Raw genomic sequence first — 25,900 nt, 5'->3', positions numbered from 1 at the left:
TCCGATCACCTCTCTGTGTTCTGGAAGAGCTGCGTGTTCTGGGAAAGCTGCGTGTTCTTGGAAGGTTTTCTGGTCCGGAGAAGCCGCGAGAGCCCGCCCGGCCAGAGCACGGTGACGACGACCACCACCACGCCGAACAGGACGATCTCGAGGTTTCCCTGCAGGCGGTGCCCGAGGTCGGCGGGCAGTCCTGCGGTGGCCTGGTCGACCACCCAGGGCAGCAGCGTCACGAGCACCGCCCCGATGGCGGCACCCCCGAGCGAGCCGAGCCCGCCGACCACGGCGGCGACCACGAGCAGCAGCGAGAACCCGAGGCCGTACGCCCCCGGGCTGACCTGCTGCGTGACGATCGCGAGCACCACGCCGCCCAGACCCGCGGCGAGCGAGCTGATCACGAACGCCCCGGCCTTGACCCGGCCGGGATCGATGCCGGCGAGCCGGGCCGCCGTCTCGTCGTCGTGCACCGCGCGCATGCGCAGCCCCGCGCGCCCCGCGCGCAGGGCGACCAGGGGCGTGACGACGCAGGCCGTCACACCGATCGCGAGCCACGCGTGCCACTGCTCGACCGCGATGAGGGCGGCCAGCGCGTCGGGCACCGGGACGAACGGGGCGCTGATGCCCTGCGCCCCCGACAGCCCGGGGATGGTGCTCGCCGCCGACGGCAGGGCGATCACCAGGGCGAGCGTCAGGCCCGCGAGGTAGGGGCCGCGCAGCCGGGCCGCCGCGAGCCCGAGCAGCAGGCCGAGCGTGCCCGAGACCACGAGCGCCCCGGCCACCCCGGCGAGCAGGGGCAGCAGCCAGCCGACGACGCCGTCGGCCGCTCCGGTGCCCTCCAACGCGCCCGCCACCCAGGTCGCGGTCAGGGCGTACCCGTACCCGCCCGCGGCCATCAGCACGGCGTGCCCGAGGGAGAGCTGTCCGGTGAGGCCGACCAGCAGGGTGAGGCCGGCGACGGCGGCGAACACCCCGGCGGAGGTCGCGAGCTGGTAGTTGCGGTAGGGGTCGAGCAGGAAGGTGGCGCCCAGGGCCACCACGGTGAGCAGGCCGGCGCGCAGCAGGAGCTTCGTGCCCCCGGCTCTCAGGTCGAGGGTCGTCATGCTGTCCGGGCCTCCCTCGCGGCGAAGAGTCCGTGCGGTCGCACGAGCAGCACGACCGTGAGCAGGGCGAGCACCGCCAGCGGCGCCGTCGCGGCCGACGCGTACCCGGTAACGAGGCTCGCGAGCACCCCAACCACCAGCCCCGCGACCAGCGCCCCGACCGGCGAGTCCAGCCCGCCGATGACGGCGGCGGCGAACGCGTTGACGAACAGCACGTCGGCGGCGTGCGGGTCCAGGCCGAGCCCGGTCGGCACCAGCAGGAGTGCCGCGAGCGCCGCGGTGGCGATCGACAGCATCCAGCCGAGGGTCACCATGCGGGGCACGCGGACGCCGAGCAGCCGGGAGGTCTCGGGGGCGAAGGCTGCGGCGCGCAGCTGGAGGCCCAGCGAGGTGCGGTTGAACAGGATCGCGAGAGAGCCCATGACGACGGCCGCGACGACCAGCACGAACAGGTCGTAGGGGCTGAGCACGCTGACCCCGCCGACGTCGAAGGGCCGCTGGGAGAAGGGTGCGTGCACGGGCCGGTGGTCGGGTCCGAAGGCGATGGCGAGCCCGGCCTGGAGCACCATGACCAGGCCGATGGCCACGATGATGCCGGGCAGCGGGTTGTCCTGGGGCACCAGGCGCAGGAGCCAGCGTTCGACGACGGCGCCGAGCAGCGCGCCGGTCGCGAGGGCGCAGGCGAGCCCGAGCCAGTAGGAGCCGCTCGCCGACGTCACCGCGAACGCGACGTACACGGGCACGATCGCCATCGCGGCCTGGGCGAAGTTCACCGCCCGCGCCGCGCGGTAGACGATCACGAGCGACAGCGCGAACAGCGCGAGGACGGCGCCGCGCGCCAGCCCGGTCGACAGCAGGAACACGAGTCTTTCCACGGCGGGATCCATCTCGGTCATGTCGCCACCTCAGAAGCCATGTCAGAAGCCATTTCAGAAGCCATGTCAGAAACCCAGGTAGGCGTGGCGGAGGGCGGGGTCGGCGGCCAGCTCGGCGGCCGGGCGGTCGGCGACGACCTCCCCGAGGGACAGGACGACGCCGCGGTCGGCGACCGACAGCGCGCCCGTGACGTTCTGCTCGGCCAGGAGCACCGTGAGGCCGGTGGCCTCCGCCTGGTCGCGGAGCACGCCGAGCAGCTGGGCGACCACGAGCGGCGCCAGCCCGAGCGACGGCTCGTCGAGCAGGAGCACGTCCGGCTCGCCCACCAGGGCCCGCGCGAGCGCGAGCATCTGCCGCTCGCCACCGGACAGGGTGTGGCCGGCGGCGTCGCGGCGCCGGGCCAGGGGCTCGAACAGCTCGTACATCTGCCCGACGGCGGCGTCGCGCGCCGGCCCCTTGCGCTTCCCCGTCTTCCACAGCGCGCCGAGCCGGAGGTTCTCCGCGACGGTCAGCTCGACCACCACGCTGCGCCCTTCGGGGACCAGGGCCAGGCCGCGCCGCACCCGGTCCTCGGTGCTCAGGCGCGTCAGGTCCGCGCCGTCGAGCAGCACGCGCCCGCTGCGCGCGGGCACCAGTCCCATCAGGGAGCGCAGCAGCGTCGTCTTGCCGGCGCCGTTGGCCCCGAGCAGCGCGACGACGCCGCCGTCGGGCACCTCCAGCTCCAGGCCGTCCAGGACGGGGGCGCCGTCGCCGTAGCCGACGGTGAGCTTCTCGATCGTCAGGGTGCTCATGCGCGCTGCCCCCGGCCGGCCGCCCCGCTGGTCGAGCCTGTCGAGACCCCCGATACCGGCACCCCGAGGTACGCCTCCTCGACCGCGGGGTCCCGCCGCACCTCGTCCGGCGTCCCGCACGCGATGACGTGCCCGAAGTCGAGCACCACCACGCGGTCGGCCACGTCCATGACGAAGTCGACGTGGTGCTCCACGAGCAGCACGGCGCACCCGCCGTCCGACACGGTGCGCACGGTCTGCGCGAGCTGGTCGATGTCGGCGGCCCCGAGCCCGCCCGCGGGCTCGTCCAGCAGCAGGAGCCGCGGCCGCGTGACCAGGGCGCGGGCCAGGGCCACGCGCTTGCGTTCGGGGTAGGGCAGCGTGCCCGCGGGGGCGGCAGCGAGGCCGGCCAGGCCGAGGGCGCCGAGCACCTCCTGGACGGTGTCCGCGCTCGTGCCGCTGCCGGGCCGGACGCTCGTGAGCGGCACGAGCACGTTCTCCAGCACGGTGAGGTGGTCGAACAGTCCAAGACCCTGGAGCGTCCGGGAGACCCCGGCCCCCAGCAGCCCCGTGGTCGACGACGGCGCGGGCGCCCCACCCACGCGGATCTCGCCCCGCCGGGTGCGCACCAGGCCACACACCGCGTTGAACACGGTGGTCTTGCCCGCGCCGTTCGGCCCGATCAGGGCGACGGTCTCGCCGTCGGCGACGGTGAAGGACACGTCGTCCAGCGCGGTGAGGCCGCCGAACGTCACGGTGAGCCCCGAGACCTCCAGCCGGGGCGGGCTGTCTTTCGCGTTGTCCGGCCCTGTGCTGCTCGACGTCGTTGTCATCAACACCTCCATGTGTCGTTGTTGGATAAACCGACCGGCCGGTATGAAACGGTCCTCGGACACCCAGGCCGCCCCGCCCAGTGCCTACCCCTCGCTCATCCGCCCGTCATCGGTGCGGGATCCCGCTCGTCATACCGCCGTCCACGACGATCTCCTGCCCGGAGATCCACGCCGACGCGTCACTGGCCAGGAACAGGATCGTCCCGGCGAGGTCGTCGGGCACGCCCGGCCGGCCGAGCGGGATCACCAGGGCGTCGGGGTCGATCTTCACGCTCATCTCGGTGAGGATCAGGCCGGGATGCACCGAGTTCACGCGGATCCCGTCCTTGCCCAGCTCGACGGCGAGCGACTTGGTCAGGCCGCGCACCGCGAACTTGGAGGCGGTGTACCCGTGCAGGCTCCAGCTCCCGCGCAGCCCCTCGACCGAGGAGATGTTGATGATCGAGCCGCGCCCGGCCGCCTTCATCGTGGGCACCACCGCCCGGCAGCCCAGGAACACGCCCGTCGCATTGACCGCCATCACGGCGTTCCACTTGGCGAGCGTGAAGTGCTCGATCGGCGCCGCGTTCGCGATGCCCGCGTTGTTGACCAGCACGTCCACGCCGCCGAGGTCGCCCGTCACCTGGCCGACCACCCGGTCCCAGGCCTCCTCGTCGGTCACGTCCAGGTGCACGAACCGCACCCGCTCTCCCAGCCCGTCGGCCAGCGCCTGACCCTCCGCGTCCAGGACGTCGGTGACCACGACGCTCGCCCCGGCGTCGTGCAGGATGCGCACGTACGCCTCGCCGATACCGCGAGCGCCGCCCGTCACGAGCGCCACCCGCCCGGTCAGGTCGTGCATCGCGGCGACGCTCGGCCCGGTCATGCGGCCACCTCCCCGATCGCCGCGTCGTCCGCCACCCGGACCACGAGCCGGCCCGTCGTCGCGCCGCCGGCCAGCCGCGCCACCGCGGCGGGCGCCTGGTCGAACCCGACGACGTCGCTCAGCACCGGGCGCACCACGCCGGAGGCGGCGAGCTTGTCCAGCTCGGCGTGGGCGGCGTCCACGAGGTCGGGCCGGCGCTGCTGGTACAGCGCCCAGTGCAGGCCGAGCACGCCGTAGTTCTTCACGAGCGCGAGGTCGGCCCGGACCTTCGGCGTCTGCCCGCTCGCGAACCCGACCACGACGATCCGGCCCTCGAACGCGATGCAGCGGGTCGAGCGCTCGAACGAGTCGCCGCCCACGGGGTCGAACACCACGTCGACACCGGGCTTGCGCAGCTCCGCGACCCAGTCGTCGTCGCGCAGGAACACCTGGTCGGCGCCCGCGGCACGGGCCGCCGCCACCTTGGCCGCACTGCCCACGACCCCGACCACGCGCGCCCCGGCTGCGTTGCCGAGCTGGCACGCGGCGGTGCCGACTCCGCCCGCGGCGGCGTGCACCAGCAGCGTCTGGCCGGCCTGCAGCCCGCCCCGCTGGTGCAGCCCGAACCACGCGGTCTGGTACGCGATCGTCAGCGCGGCGGCCTGCGCGTCGTCCAGGGCCGACGGCGCCGGGTGCACCGACTGCACCGGCACCGTCGCGTACTGCGCGAGCACCCCGATCTTCGAGCCGACGACGCGGTCGCCGACCCGCACCCGCTCCCCCTCGGCCACGCCGGGACCCAGCGCGACGACGTCGCCGCACAGCTCGATCCCGGGCACGAACGGCAGCTCCGGCCGCTCCTGGTACTCGCCGCGCGCCAGCAGGACGTCGGGGAAGTTCACCGCGACGGCCCGCACGCGCAGCAGCACCTCGCCCGGACCGGGTTCGGGCACCGGGACGTCGTGCAGCTCCATGACCTGCTCGGGCTCCCCGTGGGAGACCACCCGCCACGCCTTCATCGCCGTGGGTACGCTCACGTGTCAGTCCTCTCCTGAGTCTTGTGCCGCCGCTGTTCTGATACCGCGCAGGAACAGCTCGGTGAGCTGCTCCGCCACCTGGCCCGCCGTCAGCGGCCCCGCGGGCGAGTACCACTGGGAGAGGTAGTGCACGTCGGAGAAGAAGTGCGCGATGAGCATCGCCGTGGGCACCTCGTCGCGGAACACCCCCTCCTGGATGCCGCGCAGGAGCAGCGCCTCGAACTCCTCGTGGTACTCGCGACGCCGCCGCTTGACCTCCGCCTGGCGGTCCGGCATGAGCATGTGCTGGCTGCGTGTGAACACGGTGCCCTCGGGCAGGAACTCGATGGACGTCGAGATCACGTCCACGCAGACCGCCCGCAGCACGTGCTCGACACTGTCGCCCCGCTCGGCGCCGGCCGCGACGATCTCGTCGAGGTGCGCCTTCTGCAGCGACAGCAGCCGGTCGTAGATCGCGAACAGCAGGTCGTCCTTGGAGGCGAAGTAGTGGTACATCGCCCCCTTGGTGACGCCGGCCGCCGCGACGATCTCCTGGACGCTCGTGGTCGCGTAGCCCCGCGTGGAGAAGAGGTCGAGAGCCGCTCGCAGGACCTGGTCCTGGACGTTCATGGTGCGCATGGGCTCATCCTTCACCGTCGCCACCACATTCACCGGCCGGCTCACAGTGCGGTCCGCACGCTCGCGCCGCCGTCGACCAGGAGCGTCTGACCGGTGACCCACGCGGCGTCGTCGGACAGGAGGAAGGCGGCCGGGCCGGCGACGTCGTCCGGGACGCCGAGCCGGCGCAGCGGGTAGGCGGACGCCGCCTCCTCCTCGCGGCCCTCGTACAGGGCGCGGGCCAGCCGGGTCTTGACCACGGCGGGCGCGAGCGCGTTGACGCGGGTGGTCGGGGCGAGCTCGTCGGCGAGCTGGATCGTCAGGTTGATGAGGGCCGCCTTGGAGACGCCGTAGAAGGCGATGTTCGGGCCCGACGCCGTTCCCGCCACGGACGCCATGTTGACTATCGAGCGGAGCGGGCTATCGGCAGACGCAGCTGAGCCGTCTGCGCCCGCCGCCCCTGCGGCCGCGGCGACCGCCTCCCGGGTCCACTCCAGGGCCGCGATCACGTTCACCTCCAGGATCTTGCGGGCCACACCCGTGTCGAGCTCCGTGAGCGGCCCGTAGGCGGGGTTGATCCCGGCGTTGTTCACGAGATGGTCCAGGCGCCCGAAGTGCTCGATCGTCCGGCCGACGGCGTCCGCGCGGTGCTCGGCGTCGTCCGCCTTGCCCGCGATGCCCAGGGCGCGGTCCGGGCCGAGCTCGGCGACCGCCTCCTGCAGGGTGTCGGCGGAGCGTCCGGTGATCACCACCCGGCCGCCCTCGGCCACGACGCGGTGGGCGATCGCGAGGCCTATCCCCCGACTCGCACCCGTGACCAGGGCGACCCTGCCCTCGAACCTCTGTCCTGGGCCGTTCCCGGCCCCACCGGCGACGACGTTGTCAGCCACACATTCCTCCGTACCGTCTGGTCGGTTTGCGAACTGCACCTTAGCACGCCCTCGCTCCGGCGGGATAGAGTGCGTGCTTTCCGGCAATGTCCCGTATGCATCGTTCTGCATATTGTTGCAACCGGGCCCCGGTAGCGGTTGGATAGCCGCCATGACAACGACGTCGATCGCGACGGTCGGACTGGAAGCCGCGCCGAGCACCCTCTCCGCTCGGCTGGCCACGCGCCCCGAGGCGCAGCGCGTGCTGAGCCTCGCGCGCGACACCTTCATCGAGGGCTACCGCATCGACATGGGTCCGCTCGCCGCGCAGCTCGGCGTCGACCGCACGTCGGTGTTCCGCTGGGTGGGCAACCGGGACGCGCTGCTCAGCGAGGTGCTGTGGTCGCTCGCCGTGCCGACGCTGGTGCAGGCCGAGCGCGCGAACGAGCACCTGACGGGCGCCGAACGCCTGGCGGGGATGCTGACCACCTTCGCGCACGACCTCATCGTCGCCGACTACTTCCGCGCGTTCCTGCGCAGGGAGCCCGCCCGCTCGCTGCGGCTGCTCACCACCGCGGACAGCCCCATCCAGCAGCGGTTCGTCGCGACCGTGGAGTGGCTGGTGGTGCGCGACCTCGGCGAGAAGCCGTTCGACGGCACCATCACCCCCGAGGAGCTCGCCTACCTGCTGGTGCGGGTCTCGGAGTCGCTCACGTACGCGGACCTCATCACGGGCGACGACCCGAGCCCGGAGCGAGCAAGGACGGCGTTCCGCCACCTGCTGCGAGTGAACTGACCGGCCGACGCCGTCACTCGCCCGCCAGGCGCTTCACGTAGCGGCGGACCGCAACCGGCACCGGGCCCGCCGCGGTCTCCGCCTCGTAGTCGAGCGGCCCGGCGTCCGACCAGCCCTGGCGTTCGTAGAACCGTCGCGCCCGACCGTTGCCCGCCACGACGGCGAGCCAGGCCCGCGCGTGCCCGGCCGCGGCGACCCGGGCCTCGCCGTCGGACAGGAGGTGCGCGGCGAGACCGGAGCCGCGGTGCGTCGCCGAGACGAACACCTGCTCGACCTCGTCGTCGTGGACGGTGACGAAGCCGACGACACCGCCGTCGGCCACGGCCACCGTCGTGCCCGGCACCCGGCTCGCCGCGCGGGGCCCGAACGACTCGCGCGTGCGGACCGCCTCGAGCTCCGGCGGCACGAGGCCGTGGTGCCCGTCGCCCCAGGCGGCGTGCCAGACGTCGGCGATGCCGGGAGCGTCGTCCGGCACAGCCTGCCGGAGCTCGACGTGCCGCACGCGCAGCGGCGCGACCAGGAACCGGTCCTCGTCCTCCAGCACCACCGGCTCGGTACGCCAGCCCGGGCCGGCGTACCCGGCGAGCGCCGCGGCGTCCCGCCACCGGCTCACGTAGGTCAGGGTGTCCGGTCCCACGACGATCTCGTCGCCGAGGAAACCGTCGAGCGTCGCGAACCCCGCGACGCCGGCCTCGATGAAGGCCTGGAACTCGTCGAGCATGCCCGGCCGCACCAGCGCGGTGGAGGATCGGATGATCATGCGCCGATCATGCTGTACCGGTCCGGGCCGGCACCACCGGCTCGGCCGTAGTCGCTGGCAACCGGCTCAGCGATTCGGCAGAGTGGGGGCATGGACTTCACTCGCCCGTACCCGCCGGACCCCTACACGCTGCTGCCCGCTCCCGCGACCTTCTCGCTGACGAGCAGCAACCTGACCGACGGCGAGCGCATGCCGGACGCGCACGCGGCGCACGACCAGAACATCTCCCCCGCCCTGACGTGGAGCGGTTTTCCCGAGGGCACCAAGTCGTTCGTCGTGACCTGCTACGACCCCGACGCGCCGACGCCGATGGGCTACCACCACTGGACCGTCGTGGACCTCCCGGCCTCCGTGACGTCGCTCGACACCGGAGCCGGCACTCCCGACGGCTCGGGCCTGCCCGCCGGGGCGTTCCACACGTACAGCGACGGCCACACCCCGGGCTTCGAGGGCGCGGGCCCGCCGCCCGGCGACCACCCGCACCGATACATCTTCGCCGTGCACGCGCTGGACGTCGAACCGGGCGAGCTGGGGCTGGGCCCGGACAACACCAACGCACAGGTGGCGTTCAACGTGTACTTCCACCTGCTGGGGCGCGCCACGCTCACGGCGACGTACAGCCGGTGAGGGACGGTCGATGAGCGAGAACGCCACCCTGCCCACGCTCGGCGACCTCGTCTGGGCCCCCGCGCTGGAGCACCCCGAGCTGCTCGCCGAGCCGGTGCGCGCCGCCCTGACCGCCTGGACCGACGCCGACGCCCGGGTCGCGAGCCTGGTCGCCGTCACCGAGATCGACCCGGACCACGCCGAGACGGCAACGCTCAACGAGCTGCACGACCTGCCGCCCGAGGCGTCCGCCAACTGCGTGCTGGTGGCCGGCAAGCGGGGCGAGGACGAGCGCGTCGCGGCCTGCGTCGTCCCCGCCAGCACCTTCGCCGACGTCAACAAGCGGGTGCGCAAGCTGCTCGACGTGCGCAAGGCGTCGTTCCTGCCGATGGACCGCGCGGTGGCCGACTCCGGCATGGAGTACGGCGGCATCACGCCCGTCGGGCTGCCCGCGGGCTACCGCGTGCTGGTCGACTCCCGGTTCGCCGAGAAGGGCACCATGGCGCTCATGGGCTCCGGCGTCCGCCGGTCCAAGCTGCTCATGCCGGGCCCTGTCCTGTGCGCGATGCCGGGCGTCGAGGTGATCGAGGACCTCGGTATCACCCGCTGATCTTGCCGTCCATCGCCGCCTCCATACGCTCGGCGAACTCGCCGCCGTCGAACCGCACGGCGTCGCCCGAGGACGCGGCCGGGGCCAGGACGGTCCGGACGTACCGGCGCAGCTCCTCGCTGAGCTCCACGTAGTGCTGCAGGCGCGGGCGGGGCGACGCCCCGTCCAGCGCCTGCCGCAGCGCGTCGTTGGCCTTGCGCAGCGGGTCGTTGGTGCCCTCGACGCCCTTGCCGGTCGCGTAGTCGACCAGGGACGCCGCGAGACCGTCGGTCCCGGCGGGACGCGCCCACGGCGCCGCGGGGTCGCGGTACGGCGCCTCCCGGCTCGCGGCGAAGCCCCCGCGCTCGAAGATCACCTGGTGGCTGCGCTCGTTCGTGAGGAACTCGACGAGGCGCCGGGCGGCGACCGGGTACCGCGACGCCGCGGCCACGGCGAGGCTCTGCCCGCCGAGCACGCCCCCGCCGGGCACCGGCATGAACCCGACCCGGAACGGCGCCGTGTCCTCGCCCCGCAGCAGGCGCAGCGCCCGCGGCCAGTGCCGCAGGAACACCGCGCGCCCCGCGGCGAAGGCGGCGAGCGAGCCCTGCTCGTCGAACGCGAGCGACGTCGCCGTGCCGCTCGGTCCGTCCGACGTCACGCGCAGCCCATCGGCGAGCTCCTCGACCGTCTCCCCGATCCGGTCGACGTTCTCGAGGACCGGCCGCCCCGTGGCGTCGACCGAGACGGCGCCCGCACCGAGCAGGATCTCCCAGAGGTTGACCGTGAAGCCCTCGTAGTCGGCGAGCTGCAGGGCGATCGCGGTGTCCACGGGCGGCCGGGTCAGGCCGTCGCGTTCGCCGCCGACCTTGGCGAAGACCGCGTGCGCGAACGCGTCCACGCCGGCCCAGCCGTCGCCCAGGGGGATCGGGTCCGTCGCCGGCACCTCCTGGTCGTAGTACTCCGCGATCAGCTCGAGGTTGCAGTACAGCAGGCCGACGTCGGAGTTGAACGGCAGCGCGTACGCCGAGCCCTCCCAGGTACCGGCCGCCCACGGCTCGCTCAGGAACCCGTCACCCGTCGCGCCGTCGAGCGCCCGGAGGTAGCCGCTCTGCGCGAACTGCGGCACCCACGGGATGTCCAGGTTGTAGACGTCGTAGCCCGGCTCACGGGCCTGCGCCGCCGACAGCATCGTGCTGTAGGCGCGGTCGGCATTGCTGGAGACCTCCACGATCCGCGCGGGGTGCGCCTCGTGCACCCGGTTCCACAGGTCCACGAGCAGACGGCGCTGCCCGCCGTCGGTCTCGTCGCGACCGCTGAGGATCGTGAGCCGGTCCCCCATCGCGAACCGCTCCAGGTCGGCCGCGCCGCCGAAGAGCTGGTCAGAGCCCAGCCGGAGGGCAGCACCCCCGACGAGCCCTGCCGCCGCGCCCACGAGGAGGCCTCTGCGGGTGACCCAGCCATGGCCGTTCGAATGGCCGTTCGGATGGCCGTTCGACCTACCGTGCGAGCCGCTGCCTGTCGCTCCGCCGGTCATGTCAACGGCCTCCCAGCTGTCCGAACAGACTGCCCAGGGTGCTCTCCAGCTCACCGAACGAGCTGTCCCAGCATTCGCCGTCCCACTCCGCCGCGATCTGCCGCAGGTCGCTCACCTGGCACGACGCCTCTCCCACTGCCACGACGTAGACCCGGACGCCGGAATCCTCCTGCGCGCGGGCGGACTCGACCAGGTCGGACGCCGTCAGCTCCGCACCGGGTCCGCCGCCCGGGAGGTTCTCGCCGTCGGTCAGCACGACCAGCGCCGTCAGGTGGCGGCGGGACGCACCGCCGGGATCCAGGCCGACCAGGTACGACGTCCCGTCCTCGACCGCGTCGTACAGGGGCGTGCGCCCCTCGGGCCGCAACGTGCTGAGCTGCTCCGGCGCCGCGCTCGTCGCCGCCTCGCTCGCGGTCATGTCCAGCACCGGGCGAGGGCTGGACCCGGCCGAGCCGGAGAACTCCCAGACGCCCACCTCGTCGGAGCCGCTCAGATGCCCGAGCGCCCCGAGGACCCCGCGCTCGGCGACGTCTATGCGCATGCGGTCACCGTCCGCGGGCCTGCCCATGGAGACCGACGCGTCCACCATGACCAGGACCCGCGCCGGGCGCCGGGCCTTGTGGTACAGGTCCTCGGTCGATACCACCCGCGTGTGTTCCACGAGGTTCCCGCCCGGCTCGATGACCGGCGCGTCCTGCAGGCCGGGGAGCCGCCCGTCCGCGTCCGCGGGTGGCTGCCCGTCCAGGCCCCGTACGCCCACCTCCTGGCCGAGAGCCGCCCGCCCGTCGCTCGTGCGGAGCCACTCGACGAAGGCCGACGCCGCATCGGCCCGGCGCCCGGCCGGCGCGGCGTCGGCCCAGCTCAGCCGGACCGCCGTGTAGTCGAGACCGAGGGCCGAGCCCGGGTAGAACGGGACCAGTGCGGTGTCGCTCGCGCCGGCGCCCGACGCCGGGCAGGCCGCGCCCCGGCCTCCGATCGCACGCTCGGTGGTCAGCACGGCCACCGGTGGCGGCTCCGTCCGGGACAGCTCGGCGAGGCGGCACAGCAGCGCGCCGTCCGTCCCGACCGGCAGGCCCGCCCCCTCGAGCGCGTGCCCCAGGTCGAGCTCCAGCGTCTCCAGCGCCGCGCCGTCGGGCCCCGCATCGGACTCCGCATAGAGGCGCTCGGTATGCAGGGCGGCGGCGAACGACGCGTCCGGGTTGGCCCGCACGACGTCGAGGCCCGCCGCCGTGGCCGCCGCCGTCAGCTCCCGGCTCGTGTCACCCGGCCCCGTCGTGGCGAGCAGGGCCGCTGCGTGCGGCTCGGGAACCGCCAGCACCAGGGGTGAGCCCGCCACGATCGTCCGGCCCTGGACCGCGAACCTCTGACCGGCTCCCTCGGCGGTCATCATGTCCACCTGCGCCCCGGACTCCGCGATCCACACGTCCGGCCGGGGGCCGAGGTCCAGGGAGGCGGCGCCGGCCTCGCCCGGTACCGCGCCCCAGCCGGACGCGAACGCGCCGCGGAGCGCGGGCCAGCCCACACCGAACGTGGTGACGTGGTACTCGGGGCAGGAGAACCGCGTGGTCGAGTCCCGCTCGAACGCGTCGGCCACCGCCGCGAAGCCGGGGGCGCCGTCCTCCGGGACCATGACGGCCACCTCGGTCGGGTCCTCGCAGGACTCGCCGGACGCCACTGCCAGCCGCGCGCCGACCAGCACGACCAGCGCCAACGCCCCCACCACGCTGACGGGAACCCAATGGCCCCGCACCCACTCCCCCGCCGACCCCGCCAGGCGCGCGTAGACCCGCGCCGGGACGAGCGTGGACAGGCCGGCCAGTGCCAGGACGACGAGGGCAGCCAGCAGGAGGATCTTGGTCGGACCGTCGGCGACCTCCATGAACCCGGCGCAGATGACCGCACCGGTGCCGAACACCGCGAACACGGCACGGCGGCTGCCGTCCCACCAGCGCCGGAACCTGCTGTCCGAACCCCGGTCGCCGTCCGGACCCTCCGTACTTCCCGCAGGCTGCCCCGTTGCACCCATCCGTCCTCCTGGAACGTCAGGGTCCGATATCTACCACATTGACCTCGACGTTCGCAGGTAAACGGCGATTCGGGGGCAGCGCCCGCAGCTCAGTTCTCCGCGCGGCCCTTGCGCCAGTAGCCCATGAAGGCCACGGACTTGCGGTCCACCTGGCACTCGCTCACGAGGTAGCGGCGCAGCGTCTTGATGACGCCGGCCTCGCCCGCGAGCCACGCGTACAGCACGGTGTCCTGCGCCAGGGGGCGGCCCGTCTCGTCGACCGGCACCTCCCAGAGGATCCCGGTGTCGATGTCGACGTCCTCCACCTCGGCGGACAGGTCCACGCCGGCGGCGGTCAGCGCGGGCGCGGTGTCCGACGACGGGCGGACACCCATCGCGAGCAGCCGGTCGGCGGCGTCCTGCACCGCGGGGATCAGCACCTCGCCGTGCTCGCGCCCGTCGCGCGCCAGCCAGTGCACGCGCACGCCCTCGGGTGCGCCGAGCGTCCAGCCGTCCTCGGGGTGCGGCACCTCGAGGAAGACCTCGCCGACGGCGTCGGCGGGCAGCGACTCGCAGATCGCGGCGATCGCGGGCACGGCGGTCTCGTCACCGGCCAGCAGCAGCGCGTGGCTGGACGACGGCGGGGCGAACTCGACGCCACCGTGGATGCCGTCGTACTCGGCGTTCGGGCCCATGATGACCAGCGGGTCGCCCGCGGCCGCGCCCAGCGCCCAGCGCGACGCCGGCCCGGTGTCACCGTGCATGACGACGTCGACGTCGACCTCACGCAGGTCCTGGCGCACCGTGCGGACCGTGTAGGTGCGCATCGGGTTGCGGTGCTCGTCCGGGAGCGAGCGCCAGGCGGCGTACCAGTCGGGGTCGTCGCGGCGCAGGCCGTCCCAGCCACCCTGGGGCGACGGGAGGAGCAGCTTGATGCGCTGGTCGCGGCCGTTGTCGGCGAACTTGTCCAGGTCCGGCCCGCGGAACGTGAAGCGGACGAAGGACGGGCACAGGCGCGTCACGCGCGCTACCTCGACGTCGAACATTCGCGAGGGCTTGGCTTCGAGCCCCTCGGTCTGGGTGGTCACGACGGTGAGCCTAACCTAACTTTGTGCGCCCTGTGTCACCCCTCCGGGTGGCGAACAGCACCATGAGCAGACATCTCGACGCCGTTTACCACGAAAAGTTCATGAGTGTGAAACAGGATGCCCATGTTCCAGGAAGATCACCCCTGTCAGTAGAAAATTAACCCTGTACAAAGGGTGCATCTTGCCTCTTTGACCTCTTTACTTGGTACCGATCGGCCCGGACGACGATCTGGCCACCGCACCGTCGGCAACCCATCGTCACGACAGGCCGCACGCTTCCCCTCGTACTCGCTGGAGAGCCTCACCATGATCGACCACTTCGCGCTGGGCTGGGTCACGCCCATCCTCTCGTTCCTGCTCTCGTGCGCCGGGTGCGCCGTGGGCCTGACCTGCACGGCGCGCGCGCGTGTCTCCCACGGCCTCGCGAGCATCGGCTGGCTCGCCCTCGGCGCCGTCTCCATCGGGGGCACCGGCATCTGGGTGATGCACTTCGTCGCCATGCTCGGTTTCCACATCCGGGGCACCGAGACCCGCTTCGACGTCCCCCTGACGATCGCCAGCGGCCTGCTCGCCATCGCGGTGGTCGGGCTCGGCCTCTTCATCATCCGGACGGCGGGCGTCGGGCCGTTCGCGCTCGTCGCCGGCGGCATCGTCACCGGACTGGGCATCTCGGCGATGCACTACCTCGGCATGCGCGCCCTGCACGTGGGCGTCGAGGTCACCTACGACATCCCCACCGTCTTCATGTCGGTGCTCGTCGGCATCGTCGCCGCCACCGCGGGCCTCTGGCTCTCGGCGAAGGTGCACAACTTCGCCGCGGGTGTCGGCGCCACACTCATCATGGGTGTCGCCGTCTCCGGCATGCACTACACGGGTATGGCCGCCATGCGGGCGGAGGTCGTCACCGGCACCGTCATCGTGCCGGACGGCGGCGTCTCCGTCGCCGCCCTGCTCGGCCCGCTGATCATCGGGGTCACCATCAGCACCATCCTGCTGCTCCTGGTGGTCGGTCTGGCGCCGAGCGCCGCCGAGCTCGAGGCGCAGGAGAAGTTCAAGGGCTGGCAGGGGCGGCAGGAGGAGATCCAGCGCGAGGCGGCGGAGCCGCGGCGCAGGTCCCAGCTGCTCTGACAGCGCGTCCGTGAACCGTGATGTTCACAGGACGGAACACCCAGGCTCGAAGAGTTCACCCCATGAATTGGACATTTAGCCCGGAGCTTTAGATGCATCCGGATACATCTGTCCGATTGACTGTCGTCATAGGCCCTGCCTATGGCCAGGGTCGTGCCGCTCCGGCAGACACAGTCCGCAGCGGATTCCGTAGTGCCCTACCGCACTGGAGAAACCGACCATGATCGATCACTTCGCGCTGGGCTGGGTCACGCCCATCCTCTCGTTCCTGCTCTCGTGCGCCGGGTGCGCCGTGGGCCTGACCTGCACAGCTCGCGCACGCACCTCCCACGGCCTGGCGAGCACTGCCTGGCTCACCCTCGGCGCCGTCGCCATCGGCGGCACCGGCATCTGGGTCATGCACTTCGTCGCCATGCTCGGTTTCCACGTGCGCGGCACCGAGACCCGTTACGACGTCCTCCTGACGATCGCCAGCGGGCTGCTCGCCGTCATCGTCGTGGGCCTGGGCCTCTTCATCATCCGCGCGGCCGGCTCCGGCCCCCTCGCGCTGCTCGCGGGCGGCACGGTCACCGGCCTGGGCGTCGCCGTCATGCACTACCTCGGCATGCGTGCCGTGCACGTGGGCGTCGAGATCACCTACGTCCCCGTCACCGTCATCCTGTCGGTGGCCATCGCCGTCGTCGCCGCGACCGCCGGGCTCTGGCTCTCCGCGAAGGTGCAGACCCTCGGCGCCGGTATCGCGGCGACGCTCATCATGGGCATCGCCGTCTCCGGCATGCACTACACGGGCATGGCCGCCATGCGGGTAGAGGCGGTTCGCGGCGCCATCGCCACGCCGGACGTCGGCGTCTCCGTCGCCGCCCTCCTCGGCCCGCTGATCATCGGCATCACCGTCAGCACGATCCTGCTGCTCCTGGTGGTCGGCCTGGCACCCAGCGCCGAGGAGATCGAAGCTCGGGAGAAGTTCAAGGGCTGGCAGGGGCGGCAGGAAGAGCTCCAGCGCCAGCCCCCGCCGCGTTGAGCCGCCGGGTATCGGCCCGATGCGCACGAGGGCGAGGCGTCACTACTCCTTGACCGACCCTGCCGTCAGGCCCTCGACGATCCAGCGGCTGGCCAGGGCGAACAGCACCATGGTCGGCAGGATCGTGAGCACCGCGGCGGCCGACATCGGGCCCCAGGCGATGTTGAACGTCGAGATGAAGCCGTTGAGCGCGGCCGGAATCGTCTTGTTGGCGTCGGAGTTCATCAGCACGACGGACAGGAACAGCTCGTTCCAGCAGTTCACGAAGTTGAAGATGAACGCAGCGACGATCCCCGGCGCCATGACCGGCACGAGCACGCGGAACAGCGCACCCAGCCGGGAGCACCCGTCGATCATCGCGGCCTCCTCCAGCGCATCGGGCATGTTCTCGAAGAACCCGCGCAGCATCACGGTGGAGAACGGGATGCACATCGCGACGTACACGAGGGCGAGCCCCGGCTTCGTGTCGACCAGGCCGAGATCGGAGAGCATCGCGTACAGCGGCCCGAGCGCGATGAACGCCGGGATCATCTGCGTGAGCAGGAACGCCCCGAGCACAGCGCCCTTGCCCCGGAACTCGAACCGGGCCAGGACGTAGGCGCTGAGCAGCGCGATGAGCGTCGCGGTGGCCCCGGCGGTCAGGGCGACCACGAGCGAGTTGCCCATGAACGTGCCGAAGCTCGAGGTGGCGAAGAGCTCCGTGTAGTTGCCGGTCGACGGCTCGGAGGGCCAGTACTCCAGCGGCCACCGGTTGATCGAGCCCGGCGACTTGAACGAGGTCACGACCACCCAGTACAGCGGGAACAGGGTGATGACCAGCCACAGCGCGAGTCCCGTGACCCTGGCGACACGCATCGTCATCGCTGGTTCACCCGCCTCATCGCCATCAGGTAGAAGGCACAGAACACGAACAGGACGACCATCACGACGAGCCCGATGGCGCTGGCCAGGCCGTAGCTGCCCTGCTGCGTGAACTCGATCATCCAGGTGGTGACGATGTGCGTCCGGCCCGCGGGTCCGCCGGCCGTCATCGCGTAGATGATCTCGGGCGAGTTGAACGTCCAGATCGCGCGGAGCAGCACGGTCAGCGCCAGCGTCGTCCAGATGTACGGGACGACGATGGAGAAGAGCCGGCGCACCGTGCCCGCGCCGTCGATGGCGGCGGCCTCCAGGACCTCGTCGGGTACCGACTGGAGGGCCGCGAGGATCATGATCGCGAAGAACGTCACGCCGTACCAGACGTTGGCGACGATCACGGCGACCATGGCCAGCTTCGGGTCGGCGAGCCACGGCAGCGGCGCCTCGACGGCGCCCGTCTTCATCAGCAGGTCGTTCACGACGCCGAACTCGGCGTTGAACATCCAGCGGAACAGCATGCCGACGAGGAAGCCCGACACCGCCCACGGATAGAACACGAGCGCCTGGTAGAGCGCGCGGAAGCGGAACCGGCGCCACAGCCCCAGCGCGACGAGGAACCCGATCACGAGCTGGGGCACTATCGAGCCGACGACCCACACCACCGTGTTGCCGGCGACCACGGGGAAGACCGGGTCGCCCAGGATGGTGGCGAAGTTCGCCAGGCCCACCCAGGGCGTCGAGGTGAGGTCCCAGAGGTTCCAGTCCCGGAACGCCATCTGGGCGCCCTGCAGCATGGGGAAGTACGTGAACCAGCAGACGAAGATGATCGCGGGGGTCAGGAAGGCGAGGATCGTCAGCGCGTGCCGGCGGCCGAAGGTCGTACGACGGCGGACCGCGCGCGGGGTCCCGGCCCGCGCCGGAGGCATGGTCGTGGCTGTCACGTCGTCACTGCTCCGCGGCGTACTTCTCGGTCCAGAAGGTGTCCCAGGCCTCGAGCAGCTCGCTCGTCGTCATGTCACCGAGCAGGACCGCCTGCACGTCCTGGTCCGCCTTCTGCTCCCACTCGGTCCACCAGCTCTCGCCGCGCGGCTGCACCACGTTGACGTAGGTGTCCGGGTCCTCGGTCATGGTGACGTAGCTCGTCCACGGGCCCTCGGAGTAGAAGGGGTCCTCGCCCGCGCCGTCGATGATCGGCACGAGGCTGTTCTCCTGGGCGAACCGGGTAGCGGGCTCCTCGCCCGAGAGGAACTCGACGAGCGCGACCGCCTCCTCCTTGTGCTCGCCGGCCTCGGCCACTCCCCAGCCCGCGGTCGCGAGCGGCTGCGCCGCCTTGCCCGTCGGGCCGGTCAGCAGCGGGGCGGTGGACCACTGGTCCTGCGTGATCGTCGTCGACTCCGCCACCGTGGCGATGACCTCAGGGTCCTGCAGCAGGAACGCCGTCGACCCGTTGGTGAAGCCCTCCACCATCTCGGGGTAGCCCCACGACACGGCCGACGGCGGCGCCGCCTGCTCGAACAGGGAGAAGTAGGTGTCGACGGCGTCCTGCGCCTCGGGCGCCGCGAAGATCGTCGACCCGTCCCGCATCAGGTACGCGTTCTCCACGTCCAGGTCGTCGATCGTGTACGCCTCCACGGCGGCGACGACGTTGCTGAACCCGTTCTGGCCGCCGCGGAACGCGTAGCCGTAGGTGTTCTGCGAGGGGTCCTGGATCGCGGAGGCCTGCTCCAGCAGCTCCTCCCATGACACCGGCGGCCTGTCGAAGCCCGCCTCCTCGACGAGGTCGGTGCGGTAGAACAGCGACAGCCCGTAGAAGCCGTACGGCACGAAGTAGCGGGCGCCGTCCTGCGCGGTCACCGCCTGCGCGTTGTCGGTGAGGTCGTCCCAGCCGGACCAGCCGGTGACGTCGTCCGACAGGTCGTAGAGCCAGCCGTTGTTGCTGAACGCCCCGACCGTGCTGTCGCGCACCTCGAGGACGTCGACGCCCCGGCCGGACTGCAGCATCTGCTGGAGCTTCTGGTCGGCCTGGTCGGTGGGCGGGGAGACGAGGTCGACGGTGACGCCCGGGTTCTCGGCCTCGAACTCGTCCAGGAGCTCGCGGACCAGCGCGGTCCGGGCCGGGTTGGTGAGGCTCTCGACCATCTGCAGGCGGACGGTCCCGTCCTGCGCCGATCCGGCTCCGGTGCACGCGGTGAGCGCGAGCAGGCCGATCGTGGCCAGGCCCGCGGTGACGGCAGTTCGGGTGCGGTTCATGTGCGCACCTCTCCTTCTTCTCGTGTCTGTGGGTGACGCGCCGACGGGGCGCGGGTCAGTTGCGGCGGCGTTCGTCGGCGAACGCCAGGATCCGGGGAACCGCCCGCTCGACGAACGCGTCGAAGTCGCGCGGCTCCGTGTACAGGTGCACCGAGAGGCGCAGGTAGCCGACACCCGCGACGCTCGTGAAGGCCGACTCGACGCCGGCGAGGTCGAGCAGGCGCAGCCGCAGCTCGTCGGCGTCCGTGCGGTCCCGCCCGAGCCCTTCGGGCAGGCGCAGCAGGCGCATCGAGACCACGGGCATGGCGACGTCGGTGGCGACCGGGCCGTCCACGAAGGGCTGGAGGGCCGCGCCGATGACGGCGGCGCCGTGGTCCGCGAGCGCCGCCATGGTCGCGCGGGCTTGGGCCCAGCCGTACTCGCCCTCGACGAAGTCGATCGCGCGGGGCGAGGCGATGTAGCCGGTCGTGTCCATGGTGCCCTGGGAGTCGAACCGCTCGGGGTAGCGGTCCTCGGCGCCCCAGGAGTCGATGAGCGGCCACAGGTCGTCGCGGTCTGCGGCGTCGGTGACGAGCAGGGCCGTGCCGCGGGGCGCGCAGGCCCACTTGTGCAGGTTGCCGAACCACCAGTCCCCGCCGGCGACGGCTGCGGCGTCCTCGACGAGGCCCGGGGCGTGGGCGCCGTCCACGAGGACGCGGGCGCCGCGCTCGTGGGCGAGCTCGGTGATCCGCGCGGTCGGGAGCAGGCGTGCGGTGGGCGAGGTGATCTGGTCGACGACGACGAGGCGCACGGCGTCGGTGAGCTCGGTGCGGAACCGTTCGACGACGTCGTCCGCCGTCGCGGCGAGCGGGAGGGCGACCGTCCGCACCTGGGCGCCGGAGCGGCGGGCGAGCCGGCGGGCGCCCATGGTGACCGCGCCGTAGCCGTGGTCGGTGACGAGGATCTCGTCGCCGGGCTCCAGCCGCAGGGAGTTGAGGACGACGGTCGCTGCCGCGGAGGCGTTCGGCACGAAGGCCGTGTCCTCGGCGCGGGCGCCGACGAAGGGCGCGACCTCACGGCGGGCGGCGGCGATGAGCTCGGGGGCGCGGGGGAACCAGGCGACGGGGCTGAGGTCGGCCTGCCTGCGCAGCTCGTCCTGGTGGCGCACCACCTCGGTGGGCACCGCCCCGTAGGAGCCGTGGTTGAGGTGCACGACCGACCTGTCCAGCGGCCACGCCTCGCGCGCCGGTCCCCCGGACGCGAGGTGGACGGGCGCCGGAGCTGTGCGTATCTGGTCCATCAGCACCTTCCCATCGATTTGTCGGACAACCATGGCAGGCAAGACGGGACAGCGCCAGGCTTTCGCGCAAAATGACACAGATCTGTAGGACAGGTTTTACGGGCGTGAAATGTCCGCCGCACTGGCGGGGACCTGACATCCTGGTGGGATGCACGAGGTGAGCGCAGTCGAGACGGCCCTGCACGGGCTGCGTACCCTGATCGCCGACGGCTCGCTCCAGCCGGGCGACCGGATGCCGAGCGAGGGCGAGCTGAGCGAGCGGCTCGGCGTCTCGCGCGGCTCGATCCGCGAGGCGATCCGTACGCTCTCGGCCCTCGGCGTCGTCGAGACCCGCCGGGGTGCGGGCACCTACGTCGGCGAGCTGCGCGCCGCCGACATGATCAGCACGCTGTCCCTCACCGTCGGGCTGCTGCCGCTGGAGTCGATCCTCGAGCTCTACGAGCTGCGCCGCGTGCTGGAGGCGCACGCCGTGGCTCTCTCCGCCGCGCGCTGCGACGACGCGACGCTCACCGGGCTCGGCGATCTCCTCGACCGGCTGGAGGCGAGCGAGGACGTCGACGAGCAGTCGGCGCTCGACCACGAGTTCCACATGGGCATCGTGCGGCTGTGCGGCAACGAGTCGCTCGGGTCGATGGTGGCGGTGCTCAGGTCGCGCTCGCGCGCCTACCCGGTCCTCACCCCGGAGACCAAGCGGGTCTCCGACGCGGGACACCGGGCGATCCTGCGGGCGCTCGTGTCACGTGACCCCGTGGCCGCGTCGGTCGCGGCGGCGGCTCACGTCGCCCAGAGCGAGGTGTGGCTGCGCGAACGCCGTCCGGCACCGGAGGTGATCCCGGAGGCGTGAGTCGTGCCCGACGTCGGCACCGACGTACCTGGTGAGTGGTGTGGCTACACCAGAGCATCGAGGAGTCGATCGATCGCTTCCTGGGCGGTGGTGTCCGGCCCGAGGACGATCTCGTGGTCGAGGCCGAGGCGGTCGTCCGGTGTCCACCACTCGGCCATCTCCTCCGGCGTGAAGTGCGTGGCCTGGGGCCGTCCGGCGTGCCGGCGCACGGTCTCCTCGAACGGCACGTCGAGGTAGACGACCGCGCTCACTCCTGCGTGGTCGGTGACGAGGCCACGGAGCATGTCGCCGTACCGGGCCTCGTGCATGATCCCTTCGACGACGACGCCGTAGCCCGCGTCGAGGGCATGGCGGGCCGTGGCGTCGATGAGCGAGATGTTGAGGGCTCCCGGGGTGTCCTTCTCCCACAGCAGCGTGCGACGCACGTAGTCCTGTCGATGAGGGCGGTGCCGCGTCCCATCTGCTCACGCAGCTCTCGGGCGATGGTGCTCTTGCCTGAACCGGAGGGGCCGCGCACGATCACCAGGCGGGTCCGCGGGATGCCGGTCGAGGCTCGCGAAGTCGGCGTGGGCACGCGGTCAGCGTAGTTGGGCGACCTGCGTCGAGCGCGCTGTGGGCAGGTCCCCACGCGGATCACCGGCTGATCACCCACGTGGCCCAGGCGAAGCGACCGGGGTGGGCACGAGAGCGCGCAGCACAGGTACCAGGCCCTGCTCGTCGATGGTCCCGGTGACGTCATCGGCAGCCTCGATGACCACGTCACGGGCCTGCCCCATGGCCACGGCGCGAGCGGCCCAGGCGAACATAGGGAGGTCGTTCAGCCCGTCCCCGACCCCGATCGTCAGCTCCTGCGCGATACCCAGGCTCTTGCGGACCTGTTCAAGTGCGGACGCCTTGGAGACGCCGCCGGGGGTGACGTCGAGCCAGTCTCCGTCGACGGGGGTTACGGTCAGGCCGAGGCGGCGTAGATCGCCGGCCAGGTCGAGGATCGCGGGGGCGCGCAGGATCATCCGCGGGGTGCGGCAGCGGGAGATCTGGTCGACCGTCGCGATGCGCTGAGCACCGTTCACCTCGTCGGCCCCGAACAGGCGGGTCACGTGGTAGCCCCACCCGACTTCTTCGACAGCGATCCGCACACCATGGAGGGCCTTGCGTACGAGAGCGATCGCGGCGCCGGCGGTGAACGTGAACGTCTTGGTGACCTCGTACCCGCCGGAGAGGGCAGGGTCGAGGCGCGCGGAGACGGCACCATTGGAGCAGACCACCGTGCCATTGGTCAGACCGAGCGCTCGTGTGATCGGCAGCGCGCCCACGAGGGACCGTCCGGTGGACACCACGACGTGGTGCCCGACCGTTACGACGTCCTGCACCGCCTGGGCGGTGTCGTCAGGCACCTCGAGGCTGCCGGACCGCACGATCGTGCCGTCGATGTCGAGCGCGACGAGGTGAGCGTCTCGCACCCCCTGGGCTCGGCTGCTGCTCATCGGTATTCCCCTCATCGGCGCGGGCGGCGATGCCGGCCTTCGGTCGCGGTGGTGACAAGCACATCGCAGACGGCTGGCCGGTGACACAGCGCCCATGCCGCCTCTTGGCAGCGTTCTGGCGGCGTAACCGCTGCATCCGGAACGTCGCCCCCGGACGAGCCGACCTCGGCGGCTATCGTTGGCAGCCGACGCCGACCTGACGGGAGACACCCTGATGTCACGCAGAACCAGGCTCTCGGACGCTCGCATCGCAGCGGGTTACAGCCAGGAGGCCCTCGCCGAGCAGCTCGGCGTCGAGCGGACCACCGTTCAACGGTGGGAGTCCGGCGCGTCCACCCCACGCCCCTTCCAGCGGGCCAACCTCGCCACGGCACTCGGGCTGACGGCTGAAGCCATGGAAGCGACCCTGGGCCTCACACCGAGCAGGCCCCAGCCGTTTGCAGGAGCCGAGCCGTCGCCGCTGCTTGCGCTCCAGTCGGTGGAACGAGGGCGACCGGCTCAACCGGGTGACGTCCTCGGGCTGCTGGACGCGGCACGACCACTCATCGACAACACGTTGGGGGCGACATCGCTCTCCCCCAGGCGCTTGGAACTGATCGAGGGGCGAATCGCTGAGCACCTGGTGACCTACACGCGTACCCCGCCGGTGACCATGCTGTCTGTGCTCGCCACGGACATCCTGGAGATCCAGGCGATGGCCGCCGTCCGCCAGCCCGCCATGGTCCAGGCCAAGCTCTCCGAGGCCCAGGCGATCCTCGCCCTCCTGACCGCCGACGCCTTGATGAAGCTCGGCGAGATCCGGCGTGCCCGCTACTGGTACGGCACCGCGCGCCTCGCCTCGGACGACACAGGCAACCTGCACCTCCAAGCCCGGGTCCGGGCCCAGGAGGCGATGCTCCCGTACTACTACGGGCCCATCGCGCAGGCCGTCGAGCTCGCACGCAGCGCCCAAGCCCTGCTACCCGGTGTCGCGTCCGAGACGACAGCACTGGCCGCAGCCGCCGAAGGCAGAGCCCTCGCCAGGCTCGGCGACGCCCAAGGCGCGGAACAAGCGATGAACACGGCGCAGCGGTATGTCGATCAGGCCGACTCCCTCGGTTCGCCCGATGCGGCGTTCCAGTTCAACCACAAGCGCCTGCTGCTGTACCTGTCGGGCACACTCACCTACCTGGACCAGCCCGCGCGAACGCAGCGCGTCCAGGAGGAGGCGCTCCAGCTGTACGCGGCCCAGCCAGACCTCGTCACCGACCCAGCCCTGATCCGCCTCGACCAGGCGGTCGGCCTGGCCCTGGCGGAGCAGGCCGACGAAGCGTGCCGGCTTGCCATGAACGTCGTCACCAGCCTGCCAGCCGAGTACCGCACGCGAGTCGTGCTCGCCAAGACCCATGATGTCGTCCGCGCACTTCCCGAAGGCGCGCCCCAGCGCCCCCGAGCCGAACTCACCGAGCTCATCGCCACCCAGACCTGAGGCAACCAGTGACGACCAGTCCGCACTACACGGAACACATCCACACGCCCGAGGTCACCGGCCCGATCGCCGAACAAGCCGCACGGCAGACCGGCCTGGACCCCGACGGCATGATCCTCCTCCGCCACCAGACCAGCGGCGTCTACCGGCTGACCAGAGCACCGGTCGTCATCAAGGTCGCCCCACCCGGAGAACAACACCTCACCGACGTCGTACGGCTCGTCACCTGGCTGCAGGATCACGGAGTGCCGACCGTCGAGCTGTGGGGAGACCCGACGAACCAGCCGCTACACATCGACGGCCGCGTCGTGACCCTGTGGCGCTACCTGCCACAAGAACGTGCCGTCCGGGCCCCGGACATCGCCGATTCCCTCCTGGCGCTCCACAACGCCCCACCGCCGCCGTTCCCTCTGCGCCCCCTGGACGTGTTCGGCCCGATCGGGCGCTCGATCGCTGCCAGCCCGCTCCTGACGGACGACGACCGCAACCTGCTCACAGACCTTTGCACGCGACTCGCTCAGGACAACGCGCTCCTCACGGCCGGCTCCGAACCGAGCCTCATCCACGGCGACGCCCAGCACCGCAACACCCTCCTAGACCCTTCCAACGGACTAGCGGTCCTGTCCGACTGGGACTCCGCCGCCCTCGGCCCCCGCGAGTGGGACCTGACCACCATCGAGGTCCACTGCCGACGCTTCGACCACCCGTCCGCCGAGTACGACCAGTTCTGTCAGCGCTACGGCCGGGACATCCGCGACTGGTCGGCCTACCCCTGGCTGCGCGACGTGCGCGAGCTACGCATGATCACCTCCAACGCCCGCAAGTCCCCACCTGGATCACCTGCCGCGACCGAGGTCCGACGCCGCCTCGACAACCTCCGCGATGGCGGGAACCTGAGCTGGAACATCCTGTAGGTACCGACTGCAACTGCACGTTCAGCCTGTGCCGCGCGGGCTTCCTCGTACACACGCAAAGCGGCCGAAAAGATGAGGAAGAGATCTCCGACTACCTCGCCAACGAACTCGAACAGCACCTCAACGGCGTCGGCATAGTGGTCAACCGAGAAGAGCAGGTGCGCCGTAGCGGGCAGAGCGGCCTGGCTGAGCGGACTGATCTGCGGGTGGAGGCGGTACGGCCAGACTCGGGCGCCTGAGGTCGCCGAGACCGCTGCACATTCCGGGGGACGTCAAGGGCACCTGGAACCCCGGACTCATCGAGTCGCTCGAGACACAGCTTGTTCAGGGGCGGTTAGGCGTCCGGTTCCTGG

The 25,900-nt window shown here is 71.7% G+C and carries 25 protein-coding genes and 1 pseudogene; 8 read left to right on the top strand and 18 right to left on the bottom strand.

What is annotated here, in order from left to right:
* Positions 1–5: 5 nt before the first annotated feature.
* The 8 genes and pseudogenes from ACQEVI_RS23895 to ACQEVI_RS23860 all read right to left on the bottom strand — a co-directional run bounded on the left by ACQEVI_RS23895 (position 6) and on the right by ACQEVI_RS23860 (position 6,944).
* On the bottom strand, positions 6–1,097 hold the full coding sequence (locus ACQEVI_RS23895) for a branched-chain amino acid ABC transporter permease (protein WP_432903809.1): 1,092 nt from the start codon (positions 1,095–1,097) through the stop codon (positions 6–8).
* Positions 1,094–1,993, bottom strand: coding sequence for a branched-chain amino acid ABC transporter permease (locus ACQEVI_RS23890; RefSeq protein WP_432903806.1), 900 nt, complete (start codon positions 1,991–1,993; stop codon positions 1,094–1,096). Before ACQEVI_RS23890 ends, ACQEVI_RS23895 begins: the two co-directional genes overlap by 4 nt.
* Before the next feature lie 267 nt (positions 1,994–2,260).
* A pseudogene (locus ACQEVI_RS23885) lies at positions 2,261–2,764 on the bottom strand (ABC transporter ATP-binding protein); the annotation flags it as partial.
* A complete protein-coding gene (locus tag ACQEVI_RS23880) occupies positions 2,761–3,576 on the bottom strand; it encodes an ABC transporter ATP-binding protein (RefSeq protein WP_432903804.1) in 816 nt (271 codons plus the stop codon). The pseudogene ACQEVI_RS23885 and the gene ACQEVI_RS23880, both read right to left, overlap by 4 nt.
* A 106-nt stretch (positions 3,577–3,682) precedes the next feature.
* Positions 3,683–4,441 carry an SDR family NAD(P)-dependent oxidoreductase gene (locus ACQEVI_RS23875; RefSeq protein WP_432903801.1) on the bottom strand — a complete coding sequence of 253 codons (759 nt, stop codon included), beginning with the start codon at positions 4,439–4,441 and terminating at the stop codon, positions 3,683–3,685.
* Positions 4,438–5,457 (bottom strand): NADPH:quinone oxidoreductase family protein, encoded by a 1,020-nt coding sequence (locus ACQEVI_RS23870; RefSeq protein WP_432903799.1) that lies wholly within the window; start codon positions 5,455–5,457, stop codon positions 4,438–4,440. Before ACQEVI_RS23870 ends, ACQEVI_RS23875 begins: the two co-directional genes overlap by 4 nt.
* Before the next feature lie 3 nt (positions 5,458–5,460).
* Positions 5,461–6,075: a TetR/AcrR family transcriptional regulator gene (locus ACQEVI_RS23865; protein ID WP_432903796.1), complete on the bottom strand. Its 615-nt coding sequence runs from the start codon at positions 6,073–6,075 to the stop codon at positions 5,461–5,463.
* Positions 6,076–6,116: 41 nt separating this feature from the next.
* Positions 6,117–6,944 carry an SDR family oxidoreductase gene (locus ACQEVI_RS23860; RefSeq protein WP_432903793.1) on the bottom strand — a complete coding sequence of 276 codons (828 nt, stop codon included), beginning with the start codon at positions 6,942–6,944 and terminating at the stop codon, positions 6,117–6,119.
* Between the two features lie 151 nt (positions 6,945–7,095).
* Between ACQEVI_RS23860 and ACQEVI_RS23855 the strand changes: the two genes are divergently transcribed.
* Positions 7,096–7,719 carry a QsdR family transcriptional regulator gene (locus tag ACQEVI_RS23855; RefSeq protein WP_432903790.1) on the top strand — a complete coding sequence of 208 codons (624 nt, stop codon included), beginning with the start codon at positions 7,096–7,098 and terminating at the stop codon, positions 7,717–7,719.
* Between the two features lie 13 nt (positions 7,720–7,732).
* Here ACQEVI_RS23855 and ACQEVI_RS23850 read toward each other — a convergent pair whose 3' ends face one another.
* Entirely contained in the window at positions 7,733–8,479 is a 747-nt protein-coding gene (locus ACQEVI_RS23850) for a GNAT family N-acetyltransferase (protein WP_432903787.1), read from the bottom strand.
* 90 nt (positions 8,480–8,569) lie between these two features.
* Here ACQEVI_RS23850 and ACQEVI_RS23845 point away from each other — a divergent pair, with 90 nt between their 5' ends.
* Together ACQEVI_RS23845 and ACQEVI_RS23840 are read left to right on the top strand one after the other, a co-directional pair.
* The gene (locus tag ACQEVI_RS23845; RefSeq protein ID WP_432903785.1) at positions 8,570–9,106 is read left to right on the top strand and encodes a YbhB/YbcL family Raf kinase inhibitor-like protein; all 537 of its coding nucleotides are present in this window, start codon (positions 8,570–8,572) and stop codon (positions 9,104–9,106) included.
* Between the two features lie 10 nt (positions 9,107–9,116).
* Positions 9,117–9,695, top strand: a complete 579-nt coding sequence (locus ACQEVI_RS23840) for a YbaK/EbsC family protein (protein WP_432903782.1) — start codon at positions 9,117–9,119, stop codon at positions 9,693–9,695.
* On the opposite strand, the gene ACQEVI_RS23835 is transcribed toward ACQEVI_RS23840, so the two are convergent.
* The 3 genes from ACQEVI_RS23835 to ACQEVI_RS23825 form a co-directional block, all read right to left on the bottom strand.
* On the bottom strand, positions 9,685–11,106 hold the full coding sequence (locus ACQEVI_RS23835) for an extracellular solute-binding protein (RefSeq protein WP_432903780.1): 1,422 nt from the start codon (positions 11,104–11,106) through the stop codon (positions 9,685–9,687). The two genes, ACQEVI_RS23840 and ACQEVI_RS23835, sit on opposite strands and share 11 nt — an antisense overlap.
* A 103-nt stretch (positions 11,107–11,209) precedes the next feature.
* Positions 11,210–13,234: a substrate-binding domain-containing protein gene (locus tag ACQEVI_RS23830; protein WP_432903778.1), complete on the bottom strand. Its 2,025-nt coding sequence runs from the start codon at positions 13,232–13,234 to the stop codon at positions 11,210–11,212.
* 89 nt (positions 13,235–13,323) lie between these two features.
* Positions 13,324–14,301, bottom strand: coding sequence for a siderophore-interacting protein (locus tag ACQEVI_RS23825; RefSeq protein WP_432903775.1), 978 nt, complete (start codon positions 14,299–14,301; stop codon positions 13,324–13,326).
* 306 nt (positions 14,302–14,607) lie between these two features.
* On the opposite strand from ACQEVI_RS23825, the gene ACQEVI_RS23820 reads away from it, so the two are divergent.
* Positions 14,608–15,429 (top strand): MHYT domain-containing protein, encoded by an 822-nt coding sequence (locus tag ACQEVI_RS23820; RefSeq protein WP_432903772.1) that lies wholly within the window; start codon positions 14,608–14,610, stop codon positions 15,427–15,429.
* 220 nt (positions 15,430–15,649) lie between these two features.
* Positions 15,650–16,450, top strand: a complete 801-nt coding sequence (locus ACQEVI_RS23815; RefSeq protein ID WP_432903768.1) for an MHYT domain-containing protein — start codon at positions 15,650–15,652, stop codon at positions 16,448–16,450.
* A 42-nt stretch (positions 16,451–16,492) separates the two neighbouring features.
* Here ACQEVI_RS23815 and ACQEVI_RS23810 read toward each other — a convergent pair whose 3' ends face one another.
* Genes ACQEVI_RS23810 through ACQEVI_RS23795 form a run of 4 tightly spaced genes read right to left on the bottom strand, consistent with a single transcriptional unit; the run spans position 16,493 to position 20,837 of the window.
* Positions 16,493–17,311, bottom strand: coding sequence for a carbohydrate ABC transporter permease (locus ACQEVI_RS23810; protein ID WP_432903765.1), 819 nt, complete (start codon positions 17,309–17,311; stop codon positions 16,493–16,495).
* Positions 17,308–18,249 (bottom strand): carbohydrate ABC transporter permease, encoded by a 942-nt coding sequence (locus ACQEVI_RS23805; protein ID WP_432903762.1) that lies wholly within the window; start codon positions 18,247–18,249, stop codon positions 17,308–17,310. Before ACQEVI_RS23805 ends, ACQEVI_RS23810 begins: the two co-directional genes overlap by 4 nt.
* A gap of 4 nt (positions 18,250–18,253) precedes the next feature.
* Complete coding sequence (locus ACQEVI_RS23800) at positions 18,254–19,558, bottom strand: ABC transporter substrate-binding protein (protein ID WP_432903759.1); 1,305 nt, start codon at positions 19,556–19,558, stop codon at positions 18,254–18,256.
* Positions 19,559–19,613: 55 nt separating this feature from the next.
* Positions 19,614–20,837, bottom strand: coding sequence for an aminotransferase class V-fold PLP-dependent enzyme (locus tag ACQEVI_RS23795; RefSeq protein ID WP_432903757.1), 1,224 nt, complete (start codon positions 20,835–20,837; stop codon positions 19,614–19,616).
* 148 nt (positions 20,838–20,985) lie between these two features.
* On the opposite strand from ACQEVI_RS23795, the gene ACQEVI_RS23790 reads away from it, so the two are divergent.
* Positions 20,986–21,681: a FadR/GntR family transcriptional regulator gene (locus tag ACQEVI_RS23790; protein WP_432903754.1), complete on the top strand. Its 696-nt coding sequence runs from the start codon at positions 20,986–20,988 to the stop codon at positions 21,679–21,681.
* A 44-nt stretch (positions 21,682–21,725) separates the two neighbouring features.
* Here the strand turns inward: ACQEVI_RS23790 and ACQEVI_RS23785 are convergent, their stop codons facing one another.
* Positions 21,726–22,106: a kinase gene (locus ACQEVI_RS23785; protein WP_432903751.1), complete on the bottom strand. Its 381-nt coding sequence runs from the start codon at positions 22,104–22,106 to the stop codon at positions 21,726–21,728.
* Between the two features lie 219 nt (positions 22,107–22,325).
* Complete coding sequence (locus tag ACQEVI_RS23780; RefSeq protein WP_432903748.1) at positions 22,326–23,165, bottom strand: HAD family hydrolase; 840 nt, start codon at positions 23,163–23,165, stop codon at positions 22,326–22,328.
* Positions 23,166–23,379: 214 nt separating this feature from the next.
* Here ACQEVI_RS23780 and ACQEVI_RS23775 point away from each other — a divergent pair, with 214 nt between their 5' ends.
* On the top strand, positions 23,380–24,633 hold the full coding sequence (locus ACQEVI_RS23775) for a helix-turn-helix domain-containing protein (protein WP_432903745.1): 1,254 nt from the start codon (positions 23,380–23,382) through the stop codon (positions 24,631–24,633).
* Positions 24,634–24,641: 8 nt separating this feature from the next.
* Entirely contained in the window at positions 24,642–25,547 is a 906-nt protein-coding gene (locus ACQEVI_RS23770; protein WP_432903742.1) for a phosphotransferase family protein, read from the top strand.
* Positions 25,548–25,900: the final 353 nt, after the last annotated feature.

Origin of the sequence: Promicromonospora sp. CA-289599 (assembly GCF_050936155.1) — a bacterium.
Classification (GTDB): Bacteria; Actinomycetota; Actinomycetes; order Actinomycetales; family Cellulomonadaceae; genus Promicromonospora.
This window is presented reverse-complemented; position numbering and strand designations above follow the sequence as displayed.